The sequence below is a fragment of the Dolichospermum sp. UHCC 0260 genome (assembly GCF_009711985.1).
Classification (GTDB): domain Bacteria; phylum Cyanobacteriota; class Cyanobacteriia; order Cyanobacteriales; family Nostocaceae; genus Dolichospermum; species Dolichospermum lemmermannii.
This window is the reverse complement of record NZ_VIKZ01000010.1, coordinates 1-15,870: the sequence shown is the minus strand read 5'-3', so window position 1 is coordinate 15,870 and position 15,870 is coordinate 1. Positions and strand designations below refer to the sequence as shown.

Below are 15,870 nucleotides of genomic sequence, written 5' to 3'. Positions count from 1 at the left end.
CCCGCGTGAGCGAGACGCTCACACTACAGTCCATCATTTTTATCTTGACAGACTACTAGCCCGCCTCACAATGAATTCTGAGTCTAATAGCGAAAGTCGTCTAAAGACGACTAAAAGAAATTTCTAGTCCGTTTTAACGGACTTTAGTTATTAGCCCGGAACTTCAGTTCTGGGCGGGTCATGTCAATCCCCTAAAGTGCTGATTCAGTTTGGGGAGTTAACACAGATTCAGTTTCCACCCGTTCCTCACTCACCCCATAATCGTAGGGGCCAGTAGTCAAAACCGGAAGAGTTTCAAAATTCTCAATACTGGGAGGAGAAGAAGTCATCCATTCCAAAGTTAACGCTTGCCAAGGATTATTACCGGCTTTTTCGCCATAGAACCAAGACCAAACGGCATTGATGATAAATGGTAACGTCGAAACCGCCAATATATAAGATCCGTAGGTACAGATTTCATTCAAAGCCGTGAACTTAGGATCATATTCAGCAATCCGGCGATTCATCCCCATGAGTCCGAGTTTGTGCATGGGTAAGAAAGTCATATTTAAACCAATCATGGTTAAGGCAAAATGCACTTGACCCCAAAATTCGTTCATTTTCCGTCCCGTCATTTTCGGGAACCAGTGATAAATAGCCGCAAAAATCCCTAACACACTACCACCAAACAAAACATAGTGGAGATGTGCCACCACAAAGTAAGTATCGTGAACGTGAATATCAAAAGGAACAGCAGCCAACATTACGCCACTAATGCCACCAATCACAAAAGTTGCTAAAAAGCCGATAGCGAACAACATGGGACTATTGAGGCGAATTTTGCCACCCCAAATAGTAGCTAACCAACCGAAAATTTTAATCCCAGTGGGGACAGCGATGATCATGGTAGTGATCATGAAAAACATCCGCAACCAACCGGGAACACCGCTGGTAAACATATGGTGCGCCCAGACGATTAAGCCTAAGAAACTGATAGCTAGGGATGAAAAAGCGATCGCTTTATAGCCAAAAATCGGTTTGCGGGCATGAATTGGCAGAATTTCCGAAATTGCCCCAAAGAAAGGCAAAATCATAATATAAACCGCTGGGTGAGAATAGAACCAGAACATATGCTGATAAACAACAGGATCTCCGCCCCCAGAGGGATTAAAAAAGTTTGTTCCTGCCAACAAATCAAAACCCAACAAAATCAAAGCCGCAGCTAATACTGGTGTAGATACCAACACTAAAGCCGAAGTTGCTATCATCGCCCAACAAAACAAAGGCATTTGAAAGATGCCCATACTAGGAACACGCATCTTCCAAATGGTGACGAGAAAATTCATCGCCCCCAAAATCGAAGAAGTTCCCAATAGCAAGATACTCATAATCCAAATCCCCTCACCCACCTGGCCTGTCACCAAACTCAGCGGCGGGTAAGAAGTCCAACCAGCATCCGGGGCATCACCTACCGCCAAACTAGCAACCAGTAATACACCTGCTGGGGGAACCATCCAAAAAGCTACCGCATTCAGGCGCGGAAATGCCATATCTCTCGCCCCAATCATCAGCGGGATTAAATAGTTAGCAAATCCCGCCCCTGTTGGCACAATCCACAAAAAAATCATGATTGTGGCATGGAGGGTAAACAGGCTGTTATAGACTTCTGGCGTGACAAAATCTACCTCTGGAGTCCGTAATTCTGTCCGCACTAAATCAGCCATTACGCCGCCAATGCAGTAAAAAACAAACGAAGTGACCAGATATTGAATTCCAATCACCTTATGGTCGGTACTAAAACCGAAAAAGTCTCGCCAATGCCTTTCCTCATGTTCTTCAGCATGGTTAGGGACATTAGCAATTTCTTCTAACTGTGCTTGTGTCATATTTTAAAAAGGAGTCAGGAGTCAGGAGTCAGGAGTCAGAAGGAAGGAGTTCAGAAGGAAGGAAGGAAGAAAGAAGACAGAAAGAAGACAGAAATTTCTCCCCCTACCTCCCCTACCTCCCCTACCTCCCCTACCTCCCCTACCTCCCCTACGTGAATGTATAACTTAAAGGTTCAAAATCTTTTTTTGTAACCACTGCAACTCAAGTAATTCTTAAACTACTTAATTTGATGCAGAATTTCTGAGTGAATGCCCATATTGTGAGTGTAAGGAGAGAGAAATTCATCAGCAGTCATGGCCATGGAATTCACAGCTACGGCTTGATTAGGGATCTCTTTACCAGCAATTAGCTGTTCTTGCATCCAACTATCAAAAGCTTCCTGTGACTCCACAACTACTTGGCTTTTCATCACCCCGTGATATGGTCCACACAGTTCAGCACAAATAAGTTGATAATCACCCGCTTTTCTGGGAGTAAAACGCAAATTGGTTTGTCTACCAGGAATGGCATCCTGTTTCACCCGAAATTCTGGAATCCAAAAGGCGTGGATAACATCACTGGCTGTCATGTTGATTTCCACTGTTTTGCCAATGGGTAAATGCAATTCACCTGTTGTTACGTCATTATCTGGATAGGTAAATAACCAAGCATATTGCATTCCAGAGACGTTAATGGTTAATTCTGCTGGTTTTTTAACGGCATCAGCATCGGTATCTAATTGTGATACTTGTCCAGATGCTTCTGTACTGATGAGGGTGGCAGCCATTGCCGTTCCCGGCATATTCATGGCATTTTCCATCATCGGGGCAGCATGAGCCGAATGGGGATCAAAGCCGCCCATGTTGTTATATACATCAAAACTGTAGAGAGAAATACCGATAACGATAATTGCGGGGATCGCTGTCCAGAGTATCTCTAGAGGCACATTACCTTCAATTGCTGGCCCATCTGCATTGTCACCAGCCCGACGACGATATCTAATAACAGCGTAAATTAAAACACCTTCAACAATCAAAAATATGCCTGTAGAAACAGTCATCATGGTGTTGAATAGACCATCTACCAAGGGGGCTTCGTCTGAGGCCGCTACAGGTAATAGACCGTGATTTTGACCGTACCAGAGACTGGCGAGGGTGAGGACAATGCCAATGAGTAATGTCCAGATTGCATTTGGAATTTTCACGGCTGATTTCTTGATTAATTGACTATTTTATCTGTAAGTTACTTCACTTGTTAAAGTAACTCTACATACTAAGGTAGTGCAGGCAATGAGATATAGTATCCGCTGGTCTGAAATCTTTATTAATTTTTTCGATTAAGAACACAATTTTGAGTACAAGGGAGATAAGTTGTCTTGCCCAGGTTAGATGACAATTAGGCAAAAAATTTTCAGAAATTTCCATTAATTCCCATTAATTCCCATTGATTAATTATTTCTATCTGCAAAACAGCACGAAATCTTACAGCGGAAACTAGCTAAAGTGATCCAAAGTGTAAGGGAAAGCTGATTTCTATATTCTGACCTATAGGTTAGGGTAAGTAGAAGTCGGGACTAAATCAAAATAGAAAATTTTCAATTTCCAGCACAAGCGGTCCAAAGGTATTGTTAATGAACGAATTTGTCCTAGAACAACAAAATAAAGCGGCCACAGTAGCACAACAGCCCCAGGAGATGATTCGTCGCTTGGTGTGGAAAATATGCGTAGCCACCTTAATTTTGATGGCTATAGGCAGTGCCACCCGCGTTATGAATGCTGGACTCGCTTGCCCTGATTGGCCTTTGTGCTATGGGGAGTTAGTTCCAGCCAAGCAAATGAATCTCCAAGTGTTTTTGGAGTGGTTTCATCGCCTCGATGCAGCTTTAATTGGCTTTAGTGCGATCGCCCTTTGTGGTTTATCCTGGTGGCATCGTCAACATTTACCCAAGTGGCTACCCTGGGCTTCCACATTTGCCCTGTTTTTAATTGTCTTCCAAGGGATTCTGGGAGGACTGACTGTAACTGAATTATTGCGGTTTGATATCGTTACCGCCCATTTAGGAACAGCGTTACTATTTTTCACTACGTTGTTAATTATCGGTACAAGTTTGATTCCCTATCAAGGCACGGGAACAGTAGGAAAGTTGCCTTGGGTGGGTTTAACTGCTGCTGTTTGCGTCTACTTACAAAGTTTATTGGGTGCAATAGTAGGTTCTCGTTGGGCTTTGCACCAATGTTTGTCCGGGGAACAACTTTGTGATGTCATGTATAGCCATATTTTTGGCGTAGTACCCCCAACCATCGCTACTTTAGCAGTTGTTTTAATTTCTTGGCGCACACCAGCCCTACATCCGGCTTTGCGAAAACTGGCAAATCTGGCTGGTGGCTTGTTGATTTTACAACTTCTTTTGGGTGTGGCTACCTTCCGTTTACATTTACAAGTTGAACCCCTTACCGTTTCTCACCAAGCTATCGGTGCGACTTTACTGGGGACTTTGGTAGTATTTACAGTTTTATCACTGCGGGATGGTTTGCTTCCTCCCTCACCAACACAGTAACTCCTTCTTCCTCCTTCTTCCTCCTTCTTCCTCCTGACTCCTGACTCCTGACTCCTGACTCCTGCTTACAGCGGTTTGCTGACCAGTTCTTGAAAAATAAGGAAAAAGACCTAACATGATTGAGACTAATGTCTCTCGTCGTCAACACGACACATTTCTCCAAGTCGTTCAAAGTTACTACCAGCTAACCAAACCCCGGATTATTCCCCTACTATTAATTACCACTGCTGGGAGTATGTGGATAGCCGCTAAGGGTGAGGTAGATCCCTGGTTGTTAATTATTACAATGATTGGCGGAACTTTAGCAGCAGCCAGCGCCCAAACTATTAACTGTATCTATGATCGAGATATAGATTATGATATGGAGCGGACACGCAACCGCCCCATCCCTTCCGGGAAGATCCAATCCCGTGATGCTTTAATTTTTGCGATCGCTCTGGCTGTACTTTCTTTTACCCTCCTCACCGTTTTTGCCAATCTCCTGGCAGCATTTTTAGCCTTTTCTGGCATCATTTTCTATGTTTTAGTCTATACTCACTGGCTCAAACGCCATACCACTCAAAATATCGTCATTGGTGGTGCAGCAGGGGCAATTCCCACTTTAGTCGGTTGGGCAGCAGTAACGGACACTTTAAGCTGGTCTGCGTGGCTAATTTTTGCCATTGTCTTTTTGTGGACACCTCCCCATTTTTGGGCTTTGGCTTTAATGATTAGTGATGATTACGCTAAGGTGGGGATACCAATGTTACCTGTGGTAGCGGGTAATAAAGCCACCGTCCGGCAAATTTGGTTTTATACGGTGATTACTGTCACTGCGACTATCTTGCTGTTTTATCCCTTACACGCCAGCGGGATTGTCTATGCTGTTATTGCCTTGACTTTAGGGGGAGTATTTGTCCATAAGTCTTGGCGCTTATTGCAAAATCCCGAAGATAAAACCATAGCGCGGGAATTATTTTTGTATTCCATTTCCTACATGATGCTGTTGTGTTTGGCAATGGTGGTGGATAGTTTACCCATTACTCATCATTTCCTTGCTCAACTGCATTTGTAATCATGCTCAGGACATAGATCCCCGATTTCTTTGAGAAGTCGGGGATCTGATTATTTTTTTTTACAAAAAACCCAACAAAAATATACCCAGACGATTTTCTCATCATTTCTTGTATTAGTGCGTTTTGTTACGAAATTATTACAGTGGGGAATACCTCACCTCTTTGAGGGGCATACACACCAGAAAATAATTTGCAACTTCTGTTAACAATCTGTTATATTTATTTACATAAGGTTACAAAAAGTAAAAAACGAGGTTCTCGAATGGCTATTTTAATTTCTCTATTGGTTGTTGCTTGGGTAGCAGTTTCCGTTATCGGTTCTCTAGCTTATTTCATGGGTGAACAAAGCAAGCCCATTCACGAACGCAATTGGGCTTCTGACAAATTTGCAGCTTTGGCTAAATCTATTACTGGCGTAGATATAGACTATACCCAACGCACACCCGCCTATGCTATTGATGCTTACAACAGCCGCAACTTACCCAGATAGTATTTACTGGCAATTTGACAAGATGTGTATAAAAATAACCCCCAGCATTGTGACTGGGGGTTTTGCTTTTCTAGATATAGATCCCCGACTTTTTCAAAAAGTCGGGGATCTGGGAACTACTTAAAATGCTGGCCGATAAACGCGATAGTTAATATTGGGGAAAATATTATCCATTGACTCGACTTTTTCCAACCAACCACTATCAACCTTACCCACTTTCACATCTTCATAGAGTTTATTAAAGCGCATTAAGTGGGATCTGGTTCTTCTGACTGCATAGGGAACCATTGTTCCTGTCCGCATAATAAACGCCCAGTCAGAAGATTGTGCTAATAACAATTCTCGCGCAGCTTGGTTAAGTGCTTTTTCCTGTAATTCATCTTCAGCTTCAATTTGGGAAATTTCAATCATCCGTTCCGCAGCTTTGTGCAAATGTGGATAAACCCAAGCATTAGTATCATTCAACCAATATTCATGGAAACCCTTAAAGCCCCAACTCGACTGAGCAGGACGACATACTTGTTGCTGAGGATTAGCCCGTAAATAATCGGCTAAATGGGTCATTTCATAGGTTTTCTGGTCATACCATGACTTACGGAACAGATAATCAATAAACCAAGGACCCTCATACCACCAATGACCAAATAACTCCGCATCATAGGGAGAAACAATAATTGGCGGCCGACCCATGATATTGTGTAAATGCCCAGCTTGCTGCTCACGATTATACATGAAGTTAGCAGCGTGTTCTGCACTTTTTTCCTTTGCCCAGTAAGGATCATAAAGAGCTTTATCGGAAAGACCTAAGCCCCGTCCGGTAATTTTATGATACTTAATACCTGTATTTTTGCGCTGACCATTGGGCATAATATAGGGCTTAATATATTCATATTCCGCTTCCCAACCCAAATCTTTATAAAATTCCCGATATTCGGCTGCACCAGGATAACCCACTTCAGAAGACCATACTTGCTGGGAAGATTCATGATCTCGACCAAAAGCCGCTACACCCGGTTCTGTAAAAATTGGGGCATAACTACCGAAGCGCGGACGGGGACGAGCGTATAAAATGCCATGACCATCGGTGAGGAAATAACGTAAACCAGCATCCGCCAGCATTCGCTCCACACCTTCATAATAGGCGCATTCTGGCAACCATATCCCTCTAGGGGCTTGGCCAAAGGTTTCCTCATAATGTTCACAGGCTACCTGAATTTGCGCCCACACAGCTTGGGGATACATTTTCATTAATGGTAAGTAGCCGTGAGTCGCACCACAGGTGATAATTTCTAAGTTATTACTATCTTGGAACTGTTTAAACGCTGTAACTAAATCACCCTGATAACGTTCCCATAACTCCCGCGCTTGATTAAATTCAGTTGCATAATGTTCTGCTAAATACCGCAGATGACCATTATGAATATTGCGCTCAGATTCTAGTTCTATAAGCTCTTCTAATTGTGATAAGTGAGCATCATAGCGTTCTTGCAGTAAAGGATCACGAAGCATAGAAATCAAAGGCGGAGTCATACTCATGGTGAGTTTGAAATCAACACCATCTCGTTTTAAGCCTTCAAATACTTTTAATAAAGGAATGTAAGTTTCAGTAATCGCTTCATATAGCCATTCTTCCTCTAGCACGTAGTCACTTCCGGGGTGACGAACGAAGGGTAAATGTGCATGAAGTACAAGCGCGACGTAGCCTATAGCCATAATAGTTTGAGGGTGGTTTGTAAATTGAAGGTCGAGAATTGGTAGAAATTAAGAATATTTTAAGATGATATCGGGATCATGAAAGAAGTTTTATCAGAACAACCAATCTAGGGCTAGATACTGATCATGACTGGGTGCAAAGTAACTTACTTGACTTTTTTTCGCTCGTTTTCACTAATATATCTTTTTTTCGCTTATTCCTAGTACCATAATATATTTTTTTTGACAAGTATTTAAATCACTAAATCTATTCAAATTATTTTAGGCAAAAAGATTTTGTATTAATTTAACTAATACATAAAGTTTATATAACCAATCAGCGATACTAATGTGTTAATCTTTGTAAAGAACTTTCATGAAATTTCATTATTTACTCACAAGCTACTAGCCAAGATGAGAAAACTTAATTTTTTGTTACTTTTTTGATTAAGGTTAAGAGTAAATCTGCTATCCAGCTAACTGGTTAGCGAAAATTATCATGTGAAGTTTCAAGTATCAATTCATCTTGGCAATTTTGTTAAAAGAAAGAACTGTTCAAGTTGAGCTATTCCAAGAAAAGCAATTTTTTCAATTCCATTTTTGCAAATATCAATAATCAGGATAAGGCATTTGAAATGAGTTTACAAAGCATATTACCAACTTCAGAAATCACAGATGAATTAGTAGTAGATACAGGAAAATTTGCTAATCAAACAGAACCAAATATTATTAAACTCACTCATGGGGAAAAGTATCTAACATCCAAGTGGTACACGGGTTCAGGGGAAATAGCACATAAAAAAGATGGGCGTTCTTTTGAGGTTACTGCTAATTTCACTCTCAACTCAGAAGTCAAGGTTGTAGAAGGAGTTTTTAAACCTGAGAATGAGATTTTAGCTAATATTTATAACAGTCTTGGTCGTTGTGTAGCAGTAATTGACCAAACAGTTAATGAGTTGTATGGTGAGCAGGTTCGCAAATATTTTGATGCTCATGAAATTCCTTTAGAAATGATGGCTTTTCGGGCTTGGGAAGTAGATAAAACCCCAGAAACAGTCCATCGCATTCTAGGGTATTTAGGGAAAGATGGTTGTGATGTTTCCCGCAGCGAACCTGTTCTAATTATTGGTGGTGGTGTTCTTAGTGATGTCGCTGGGTTAGCTTGTGCTTTACAACACCGACGGACTCCTTATGTTATGGTCGGGACGACTGTAGTTGCAGCTATTGATGCTGGTCCTTCACCTCGCACCTGCACCAATGGTAAGCAGTTCAAGAACAGTATTGGTGCTTATCATCCTCCTGTACTCACTTTAGTTGACCGGAGTTTCTTCCGCACTTTGGCTACTGGTCATATCCGTAATGGAATAGCGGAAATTATTAAAATGGCCATTACCGATGATGCTGTTTTGTTTGAATTGTTGGAAAAATACGGATCTCGTTTAATTGAAACTCACTTTGCAACTTTAGGAGAAAATCAGGAGTTAGCAGAAATTGCAGACGATATTATTTATCGAGCATTATTCTCTTATATGAAGCATGAGGGAACGAATATGTTTGAGACTTATCAAGATCGTCCTCATGGTTATGGACATACTTGGAGTCCCCGATTTGAACCTGCGGTGAAAATGATGCACGGCCACGCGGTGACTACTGGAATGGCTTTTGGTGCAACTTTAGCTGTAGAAATGAATTGGTTAAAATCAGAGGACCGCGATCGCATTATTGCATTATGTCAGTCTCTTGGTTTAACTGTTTATCATCCTATTCTCGAAGATATGGACCTGATGATTGAAGGTCAAAAAAATATGCGTCGCAAGCGGGGAGAAGGTGGACTTTGGGCGCCTGTTCCTAGAGGTGGTATTGGTGCTTGTGACTATATTCAAGAAGTCTCACCCGAATTACTCGAAACTGCTGTCGCAGCCCATAAAGCCGTATGTAGCACATTACCTAATCACGGTGCAGGAATAGAAATGTATCTTAGTGATTTGGGTTTGGAATAGGAGTTAGAAATAATAAAAATGACTGAAACTTTAGTGAAATCAATTACTCCTAGACCGGTTACTCCCTTGGGTATTTTAGTTGAAGAACTAGAAACAACTTTGAAAATAGCCAAGCAGGAAAATGTTTCTGATGAACTTGCAGCTTCTCTACAAAAAGTCTATGACTTAGCATCTGGAATTGATCCTTATTTGGATAAACATACAACCAATGAATCTCCAGCTTTAGCAGCTTTAGCAAAAAAAACAGCTTCTGAAGATTGGAGTCAGAGATTTGATGATGGAGAAACAGTCCGTCAGTTAGAACAAGAAATGCTTTCTGGACATATTGAAGGACAAACTTTAAAAATGTTTGTGTCCATGACTAAAGCTAAACGCATTCTAGAAATAGGAATGTTTACCGGATATTCGGCTTTAGCAATGGCGGAAGCTTTACCCGCAGATGGTGATATTATTGCCTGTGAAGTGGATGATTATGTGGCCGAGTTTGCTAAAAACTGTTTTCAAACTTCTCTCCACGGTCGTAAAATCACAGTTAAAATTGCTCCCGCTTTACAAACATTACAAGAATTAGCAAATGCAGGAGAAACCTTTGATTTAGTCTTCATAGACGCTGATAAAAAAGAGTATGTTGATTACTTCAACTTACTTTTAAATACCGGACTCCTGGCTGAAAATGGTTTTATTTTTGTAGATAATACCCTCCTCCAAGGACAACCTTATTTAGTCCCAGCAAAGAGAACAGCTAACGGAGAAGCTATAGCACAATTCAATCAAATTGTAGCCGCAGATCCAAGAGTTGAACAGGTCATTTTACCATTACGAGATGGTTTAACCATCATCAAACGTAAATAACACAAAATTGTAGGTTGGGTTAAGCGACAGCGCAACCCAACACTCTACAAATTTCATAAAATGTTGGGTTTTCTTCCGTCAACCCAACCTACATAATTCTATTTACCACAAAATTATGAATTCGATTATTTCTCTATTTCAAACTCTGGGAACTTTGCTTTTACTCTCTTTGATTTTACCGATTAATTTAATTATTGTCCTCATTTCCTTAATTATTAATTTCCTCACCCTTCCTTTTCAGAAAAAGATTATTTGTGAAAATCCTCAAAACATCCTCTTAACAGGAGGAAAAATGACAAAATCTTTACAACTTGCGCGTTCTTTTCATCGCGCTGGACATAAAGTATTTATGGTAGAAACTCACAAATATTGGTTATCAGGACATCAATTTTCTAACGCAGTGACAAAATTCTTTACAGTACCCGCACCAGAAAAAGATGCAAATGGCTATTTGCAAGGATTATTAAATATTGTCAAAGCAGAAAATATAGATGTATTTATTCCTGTTTCTAGTCCCGTAGCAAGTTATTATGATTCCTTAGCAAAACCCATTTTATCTCCCCATTGTGAAGTATTTCATTTTGATTCTGAGATGACCAAAATATTAGATGATAAATTTAGTTTATGTGATCAAGCGCGGAATTTAGGTTTAACAGCACCAAAAGCATTTTTGATTACTTCCCCAGCACAAATCCTCAATTTTGACTTTACAAAAGATCATAGTCGCTACTTACTCAAAAGCATTAAATATGATTCTGTAACTCGATTAGATATGACAAAATTACCATTTGAAGGAATGGAAGAATATATCAAAAGCTTACCAATTAGTGCAGAAAGACCTTGGGTAATGCAGGAATTTGTCAAGGGACAAGAATATTGTACTCACAGCACCGTTAGAAATGGAGAAATTCGTTTACATTGTTGTTCTAAATCTTCTCCTTTTCAAATTAATTATGAACAAATTGATAACCCAGAAATTTTCCAATGGGTTCAACATTTCGTCAAATCATTAAACTTAACTGGACAAATTTCTTTTGATTTTATCCAAACAAAAGATGGTAAAGTTTACCCAATTGAGTGTAACCCCCGCACTCACACCGCAATTACTATGTTTTATAATCATCCAGGGTTAGCAAATGCTTATTTAAGTGAAAATGAACTACATATAGAACCTTTAGCAACAAGTAAACCAACTTATTGGTTATATCATGAACTTTGGAGATTCACAGAAATTCGTTCTTTTAGTCAATTCAAAGCATGGATAAATAAAATTACTGAAGGTACAGATGCTATTTTTCAAGGAGATGATCCTTTACCATTTTTGATGGTTCATCATTGGCAAATTACTTTATTATTACTCCAAAATCTATTAAAATTGAAAGGTTGGGTAAAAATAGATTTTAATATTGGTAAGTTAGTAGAAATTGGTGGTGACTAGTAATTTTAAACAAAATTCAGGCTGAAGATCATAATTAGAGATGAGAGAGGAAAATAAATTATGTCAAAACTGCGTATTCTTCATTTAGTTGGATCAGCACACAATGATTTTTACTGTAATTTGTCGCGTCTTTACGCTCAAGATTGTTTAACAGGAATAGCAAATCAATCCCTCTATGATTTTGAAATTGCATACATTACACCTGATCTTTTGTGGAGATTTCCCCCTTCTCTAAGTTCAGAAGATATTGCTATCACAAAACCTATGTCTCTATTTAAAGCTATAGAGTTTCTAACAGCGCGAAACATTGATTTGGTATTACCACAAATGTTTTGTATTCCGGGAATGACTCACTACCGCTCCCTATTGGATTTGCTCAAAATTCCCTACATAGGTAATACTCCAGATATTATGGCTATAACGGCACACAAAGCCAGAACAAAAGCCATTGTCGCCGCAGCAGGGGTAAAAGTTCCTCGTGGAGAACTTCTGCGTCCTGGAGACGTTTCTACAATTAAACCTCCAGCAGTTGTTAAACCTGTAAGTTCTGATAATTCTTTAGGAGTAACTTTAGTTAAAGATGCTACTGAATACGAAACTGCTTTAAAGACGGCGTTTGCATATGCAGAGGAAGTGATTGTAGAAGAATACATCGAACTTGGTAGAGAAGTCAGATGTGGTATTATTGTTAAAAATGGTGAGTTAGTAGGTTTACCCCTGGAAGAATATTTAGTAGACCCCTACGAAAAACCCATCCGCAACTATGCTGATAAACTTCAACAAACAGACAATGGTAACTTGCGTTTTGCGGCTAAAGATAATATAAAATCTTGGATTGTAGATACTCATGACCCCATCACCCAAAAGGTTCAGGAAGTGGCTAAAAAATGTCATCAAGCTTTAGGTTGTCGTCATTATAGTTTATTTGATTTTCGCATTGATCCAAACGGAGAACCTTGGTTTTTAGAAGCTGGTTTGTATTGTTCTTTTGCGCCTAAAAGTGTCATTTCATCTATGGCCAAAGCCGCGGGAATCCCTCTCAATGAGTTATTAATAACTGCTATTAATGAAACATTGGGTTAATCCTCACTTTCTCGATATAACTCTTGTAAGTCTTGTAATTGGGTTTTGCGGGAAATTCGGCGGTATTTTTTACTTTCTAGTTTGGGTTCGTACTGACTTTGACCTTTGCCTTTAGATATTAATTTCAGACTTGATTCCGGGTCAGCTTGTTGGTTAAGATGGCTTTGATGGGCTAAAGCATCTTCTAAAAATTCTAAATAATGCTGATATCTTTCCCAATCACCACTAACAGCACAGTCTGGCTCATCTTTATGGATACAATCACTAAAGCGACAATGGGCAACAGCTAGGCGTTCTCTTGCTTCTGGGAAATAGTGAATTAACTCTTGGGGGCTACAATCTAAATCTGGTTGATTAAAACCGGGAGTATCTGCTAATAAACCACCTTTCGGCATTTCAAATAATTCTACATGACGGGTGGTATGACGACCACGGGCTAATTTACCGGAAACTTCACCGACGCGCAGGTTAATATCGGGAATCAAACTATTAATTAAGCTGGATTTTCCCACACCAGAAGGACCAGCAATCACAGTAATTTTATCCTGCAAATATGTGGCTATTTGGTTAATATTAATGTTGTTTTGAACGCTAATAAATAAAGGTTGATAACCCCAAGCCAGTAAGCGATCGCTAATTTGCTGTTTTTCTTCTAAAGAGACTAAATCACATTTATTCAAACATAACAGCACATCAACTCCTGTAGACTCAGCCTTAATTAAAAATCTACTCAATTGAATAGGTTCTAAAGGCGGGTCTGCAACCGCAAAAACCAGGAGAATTTGATTGACATTAGCGATCGCTGGGCGATTTAATTGACTATGACGCGGTAAAACCTCAGCCACAGCCCCTCGTCCCCCCGCCCAATCTGGTTCTTCGACGATGACGCGATCGCCCACCATCACCTGTTGACCAATCTTTTTTAAGCGCGTTCTTCGGGTACAGAGAAGGATAGGGGAAGAAGGGGACAGGTGACAGGGAACAGGTGACAGCGAAGAAGGGGAAGAAGAACTTTCTATTATTTCTGAACTCCTGACTCCTGACTCCTGACTCCTGACTCCTTCTTCTTCATCCATCTGTACTCGATAAAAATTCGCCTGTACAGCTAACACCGTACCCAATAACTGTTTAGTAGAAATATTTTCCCCTGTCATGCCACAGTAACCGGACGACGGATAACCAGGGAAAAATAGCCAGTACAATCTGTAATTTGTTCCACTTGATAACCAGCCATTGTTAGACTATCAGGAACTTGTTCTATCGGTTCACCCGGATCTAACCAGACTTCCAACAAATCGCCAGGAGGCATCTTTTCCAGAAATAATTTTGTCCGCACAAAATTAATCGGGCAAGGAGTCCCACGCAAATCCAGTTGAGCGTCAGGGGTTAATATCAAAGAGCCACTCATGACTTAAATAAGTTTCCTATGAATCCGTCGAAACCACCTTTACCTGTCCTGTCTCCCTTAATTTTAGCTAGTTTCTCTAGCAACTCCCGTTCCTCTGGGATGATCTTCGTGGGGATATCAATTAACACCGTCAACAGATGATCACCGCGACTCACAGGATTACCCAGACGGGGAACACCACGATTTTCTAATTTCATCACTGTATTCGGTTGAGTGCCGGCGGGAATAATCAACTCCACTGGACCATCTACTGTATTTACCTCTATCCGGCAACCTAAAATCGCTTGTAAGTAGCTAATTTTAATTTCCGAGTTAACATTAATGCCCTCTCGATGAAATTCTTCATCTTCATTTACAAACAAATAGACATATAAATCACCAGGAGGACCACTGCGTTGACCCGCATCTCCTTCTTGGGAAATCCGTAGTCTCGTGCCATTGTCTACACCAGCGGGAACATTGATTTTGAGTTTCTTTGTAACCTGATTTGCGCCCTTACCATCACAAGCATCACATTTATCTTCCACCACTGTTCCTGAGCCATCACAGGTGGGACAAGTCGACACTTGGGTAAAACTACCAAATGGCGTTCTTGTTACCCGTCTGACTTGACCTGAGCCGCTACAAGTGCTACAAGTCCGGGGACGAGTTCCTGATTTAGCACCAGAACCATTACAAACTTCACAGGTTTCTAAATGGGAAATACGAATTTCTTTTTCTCCACCAAATACCGCTTCCCGAAAATCTAATTTCAGGTCTAGGCGCAGATCATCACCCCGCACTGGTCCACCACGCCGTCTTTGTTGGGGTTGTCCACCTGGAGCACCAGCAAAGCCGCTGAAAATACTTTCAAAGATATCGGCAAAACCACCCATATCTCCCATATCTTGGAAACCAGCGCCAGCCGCAGCCGCACCGGAAACACCAGCTTCACCAAAGCGGTCGTAACGAGCGCGAACCTCCGGCTCTGATAGCACTTCGTAGGCGCGGTTAATTTCTTTGAATCGTTCCTCTGCCCCAGATTCTTTATTCACATCTGGGTGATATTTTCGGGCTAGGCGGCGATAAGCCTGTTTAATCTCTTCTTTGTCGGCGTCACGAGAGACACCCAGGGTTTCATAATAGTCTCGGGCCATATAGCAAGGTTAAGAATTAGAAGGAAGCAAATAATAGGTTTAAGGTAACACTTTAACAAGAATACAGAAATTTAGGAATGCAAATAGCGTGGGGTCACGCTAAGTCATGCTCTTTAGTTTAATTTTTGTTAATAATTAATTTTACCAATATTTTTTTGCTAGTGTTTGCTCTCACCGATGATTAATCTTTTATTATTGTGCTATTCAGATGTCGAAAAACCCACCTCTTGATTATAGGAACTAGCCGTACCATTAAATGTGGAAAACCCGACCTATACTTTTAGTTCTATCTGTGATATGCGCTCTTGTGTTCC

14 protein-coding genes are annotated in these 15,870 nt (G+C 40.6%); 7 read left to right on the top strand and 7 right to left on the bottom strand.

What is annotated here, in order from left to right; all coding sequences use genetic code 11:
* Positions 1-191 precede the first annotated feature (191 nt).
* Together ctaD and FJR08_RS06180 are read right to left on the bottom strand one after the other, a co-directional pair.
* The gene (gene ctaD / locus FJR08_RS06185) at positions 192-1,865 is read right to left on the bottom strand and encodes a cytochrome c oxidase subunit I (protein WP_148765061.1); all 1,674 of its coding nucleotides are present in this window, start codon (positions 1,863-1,865) and stop codon (positions 192-194) included.
* A 218-nt stretch (positions 1,866-2,083) separates the two neighbouring features.
* Positions 2,084-3,049, bottom strand: a complete 966-nt coding sequence (locus FJR08_RS06180) for a cytochrome c oxidase subunit II (RefSeq protein ID WP_168632558.1) — start codon at positions 3,047-3,049, stop codon at positions 2,084-2,086.
* A 426-nt stretch (positions 3,050-3,475) separates the two neighbouring features.
* On the opposite strand from FJR08_RS06180, the gene FJR08_RS06175 reads away from it, so the two are divergent.
* The gene (locus FJR08_RS06175) at positions 3,476-4,402 is read left to right on the top strand and encodes a heme A synthase (protein WP_168632557.1); all 927 of its coding nucleotides are present in this window, start codon (positions 3,476-3,478) and stop codon (positions 4,400-4,402) included.
* On the opposite strand, the gene FJR08_RS23945 is transcribed toward FJR08_RS06175, so the two are convergent.
* Entirely contained in the window at positions 4,388-4,519 is a 132-nt protein-coding gene (locus FJR08_RS23945; RefSeq protein ID WP_256369709.1) for a hypothetical protein, read from the bottom strand. The two genes, FJR08_RS06175 and FJR08_RS23945, sit on opposite strands and share 15 nt — an antisense overlap.
* On the opposite strand from FJR08_RS23945, the gene FJR08_RS06170 reads away from it, so the two are divergent.
* Together FJR08_RS06170 and FJR08_RS06165 are read left to right on the top strand one after the other, a co-directional pair.
* On the top strand, positions 4,518-5,456 hold the full coding sequence (locus FJR08_RS06170) for a heme o synthase (protein ID WP_015081013.1): 939 nt from the start codon (positions 4,518-4,520) through the stop codon (positions 5,454-5,456). The two genes, FJR08_RS23945 and FJR08_RS06170, sit on opposite strands and share 2 nt — an antisense overlap.
* 263 nt (positions 5,457-5,719) lie before the next feature.
* On the top strand, positions 5,720-5,947 hold the full coding sequence (locus FJR08_RS06165) for a photosystem II protein, Psb35-related (protein WP_015081014.1): 228 nt from the start codon (positions 5,720-5,722) through the stop codon (positions 5,945-5,947).
* 120 nt (positions 5,948-6,067) lie between these two features.
* Here the strand turns inward: FJR08_RS06165 and FJR08_RS06160 are convergent, their stop codons facing one another.
* The gene (locus FJR08_RS06160; protein ID WP_168632556.1) at positions 6,068-7,660 is read right to left on the bottom strand and encodes a glycoside hydrolase family 57 protein; all 1,593 of its coding nucleotides are present in this window, start codon (positions 7,658-7,660) and stop codon (positions 6,068-6,070) included.
* A 614-nt stretch (positions 7,661-8,274) separates the two neighbouring features.
* Here FJR08_RS06160 and FJR08_RS06155 point away from each other — a divergent pair.
* The 4 genes from FJR08_RS06155 to FJR08_RS06140 all read left to right on the top strand — a co-directional run bounded on the left by FJR08_RS06155 (position 8,275) and on the right by FJR08_RS06140 (position 13,012).
* Positions 8,275-9,639, top strand: a complete 1,365-nt coding sequence (locus FJR08_RS06155) for a sedoheptulose 7-phosphate cyclase (protein ID WP_174783000.1) — start codon at positions 8,275-8,277, stop codon at positions 9,637-9,639.
* Positions 9,640-9,657: 18 nt separating this feature from the next.
* Positions 9,658-10,491, top strand: a complete 834-nt coding sequence (locus tag FJR08_RS06150) for an O-methyltransferase (RefSeq protein WP_168632555.1) — start codon at positions 9,658-9,660, stop codon at positions 10,489-10,491.
* Positions 10,492-10,606: 115 nt separating this feature from the next.
* Positions 10,607-11,929 (top strand): ATP-grasp enzyme, encoded by a 1,323-nt coding sequence (locus FJR08_RS06145; RefSeq protein WP_174782999.1) that lies wholly within the window; start codon positions 10,607-10,609, stop codon positions 11,927-11,929.
* 60 nt (positions 11,930-11,989) lie between these two features.
* A complete protein-coding gene (locus FJR08_RS06140; RefSeq protein ID WP_168632554.1) occupies positions 11,990-13,012 on the top strand; it encodes a D-alanine--D-alanine ligase in 1,023 nt (340 codons plus the stop codon).
* On the opposite strand, the gene rsgA is transcribed toward FJR08_RS06140, so the two are convergent.
* The 3 genes from rsgA to dnaJ are packed head-to-tail and all read right to left on the bottom strand — an operon-like array spanning position 13,009 to position 15,556.
* Complete coding sequence (gene rsgA, locus FJR08_RS06135) at positions 13,009-14,166, bottom strand: small ribosomal subunit biogenesis GTPase RsgA (protein ID WP_168632553.1); 1,158 nt, start codon at positions 14,164-14,166, stop codon at positions 13,009-13,011. The two genes, FJR08_RS06140 and rsgA, sit on opposite strands and share 4 nt — an antisense overlap.
* A complete protein-coding gene (locus tag FJR08_RS06130) occupies positions 14,163-14,420 on the bottom strand; it encodes a sulfurtransferase TusA family protein (RefSeq protein WP_168632552.1) in 258 nt (85 codons plus the stop codon). The genes rsgA and FJR08_RS06130 overlap by 4 nt, the downstream gene beginning before the upstream one ends.
* Positions 14,417-15,556 carry a molecular chaperone DnaJ gene (gene dnaJ / locus FJR08_RS06125; RefSeq protein WP_168632551.1) on the bottom strand — a complete coding sequence of 380 codons (1,140 nt, stop codon included), beginning with the start codon at positions 15,554-15,556 and terminating at the stop codon, positions 14,417-14,419. Before dnaJ ends, FJR08_RS06130 begins: the two co-directional genes overlap by 4 nt.
* Positions 15,557-15,870: the final 314 nt, after the last annotated feature.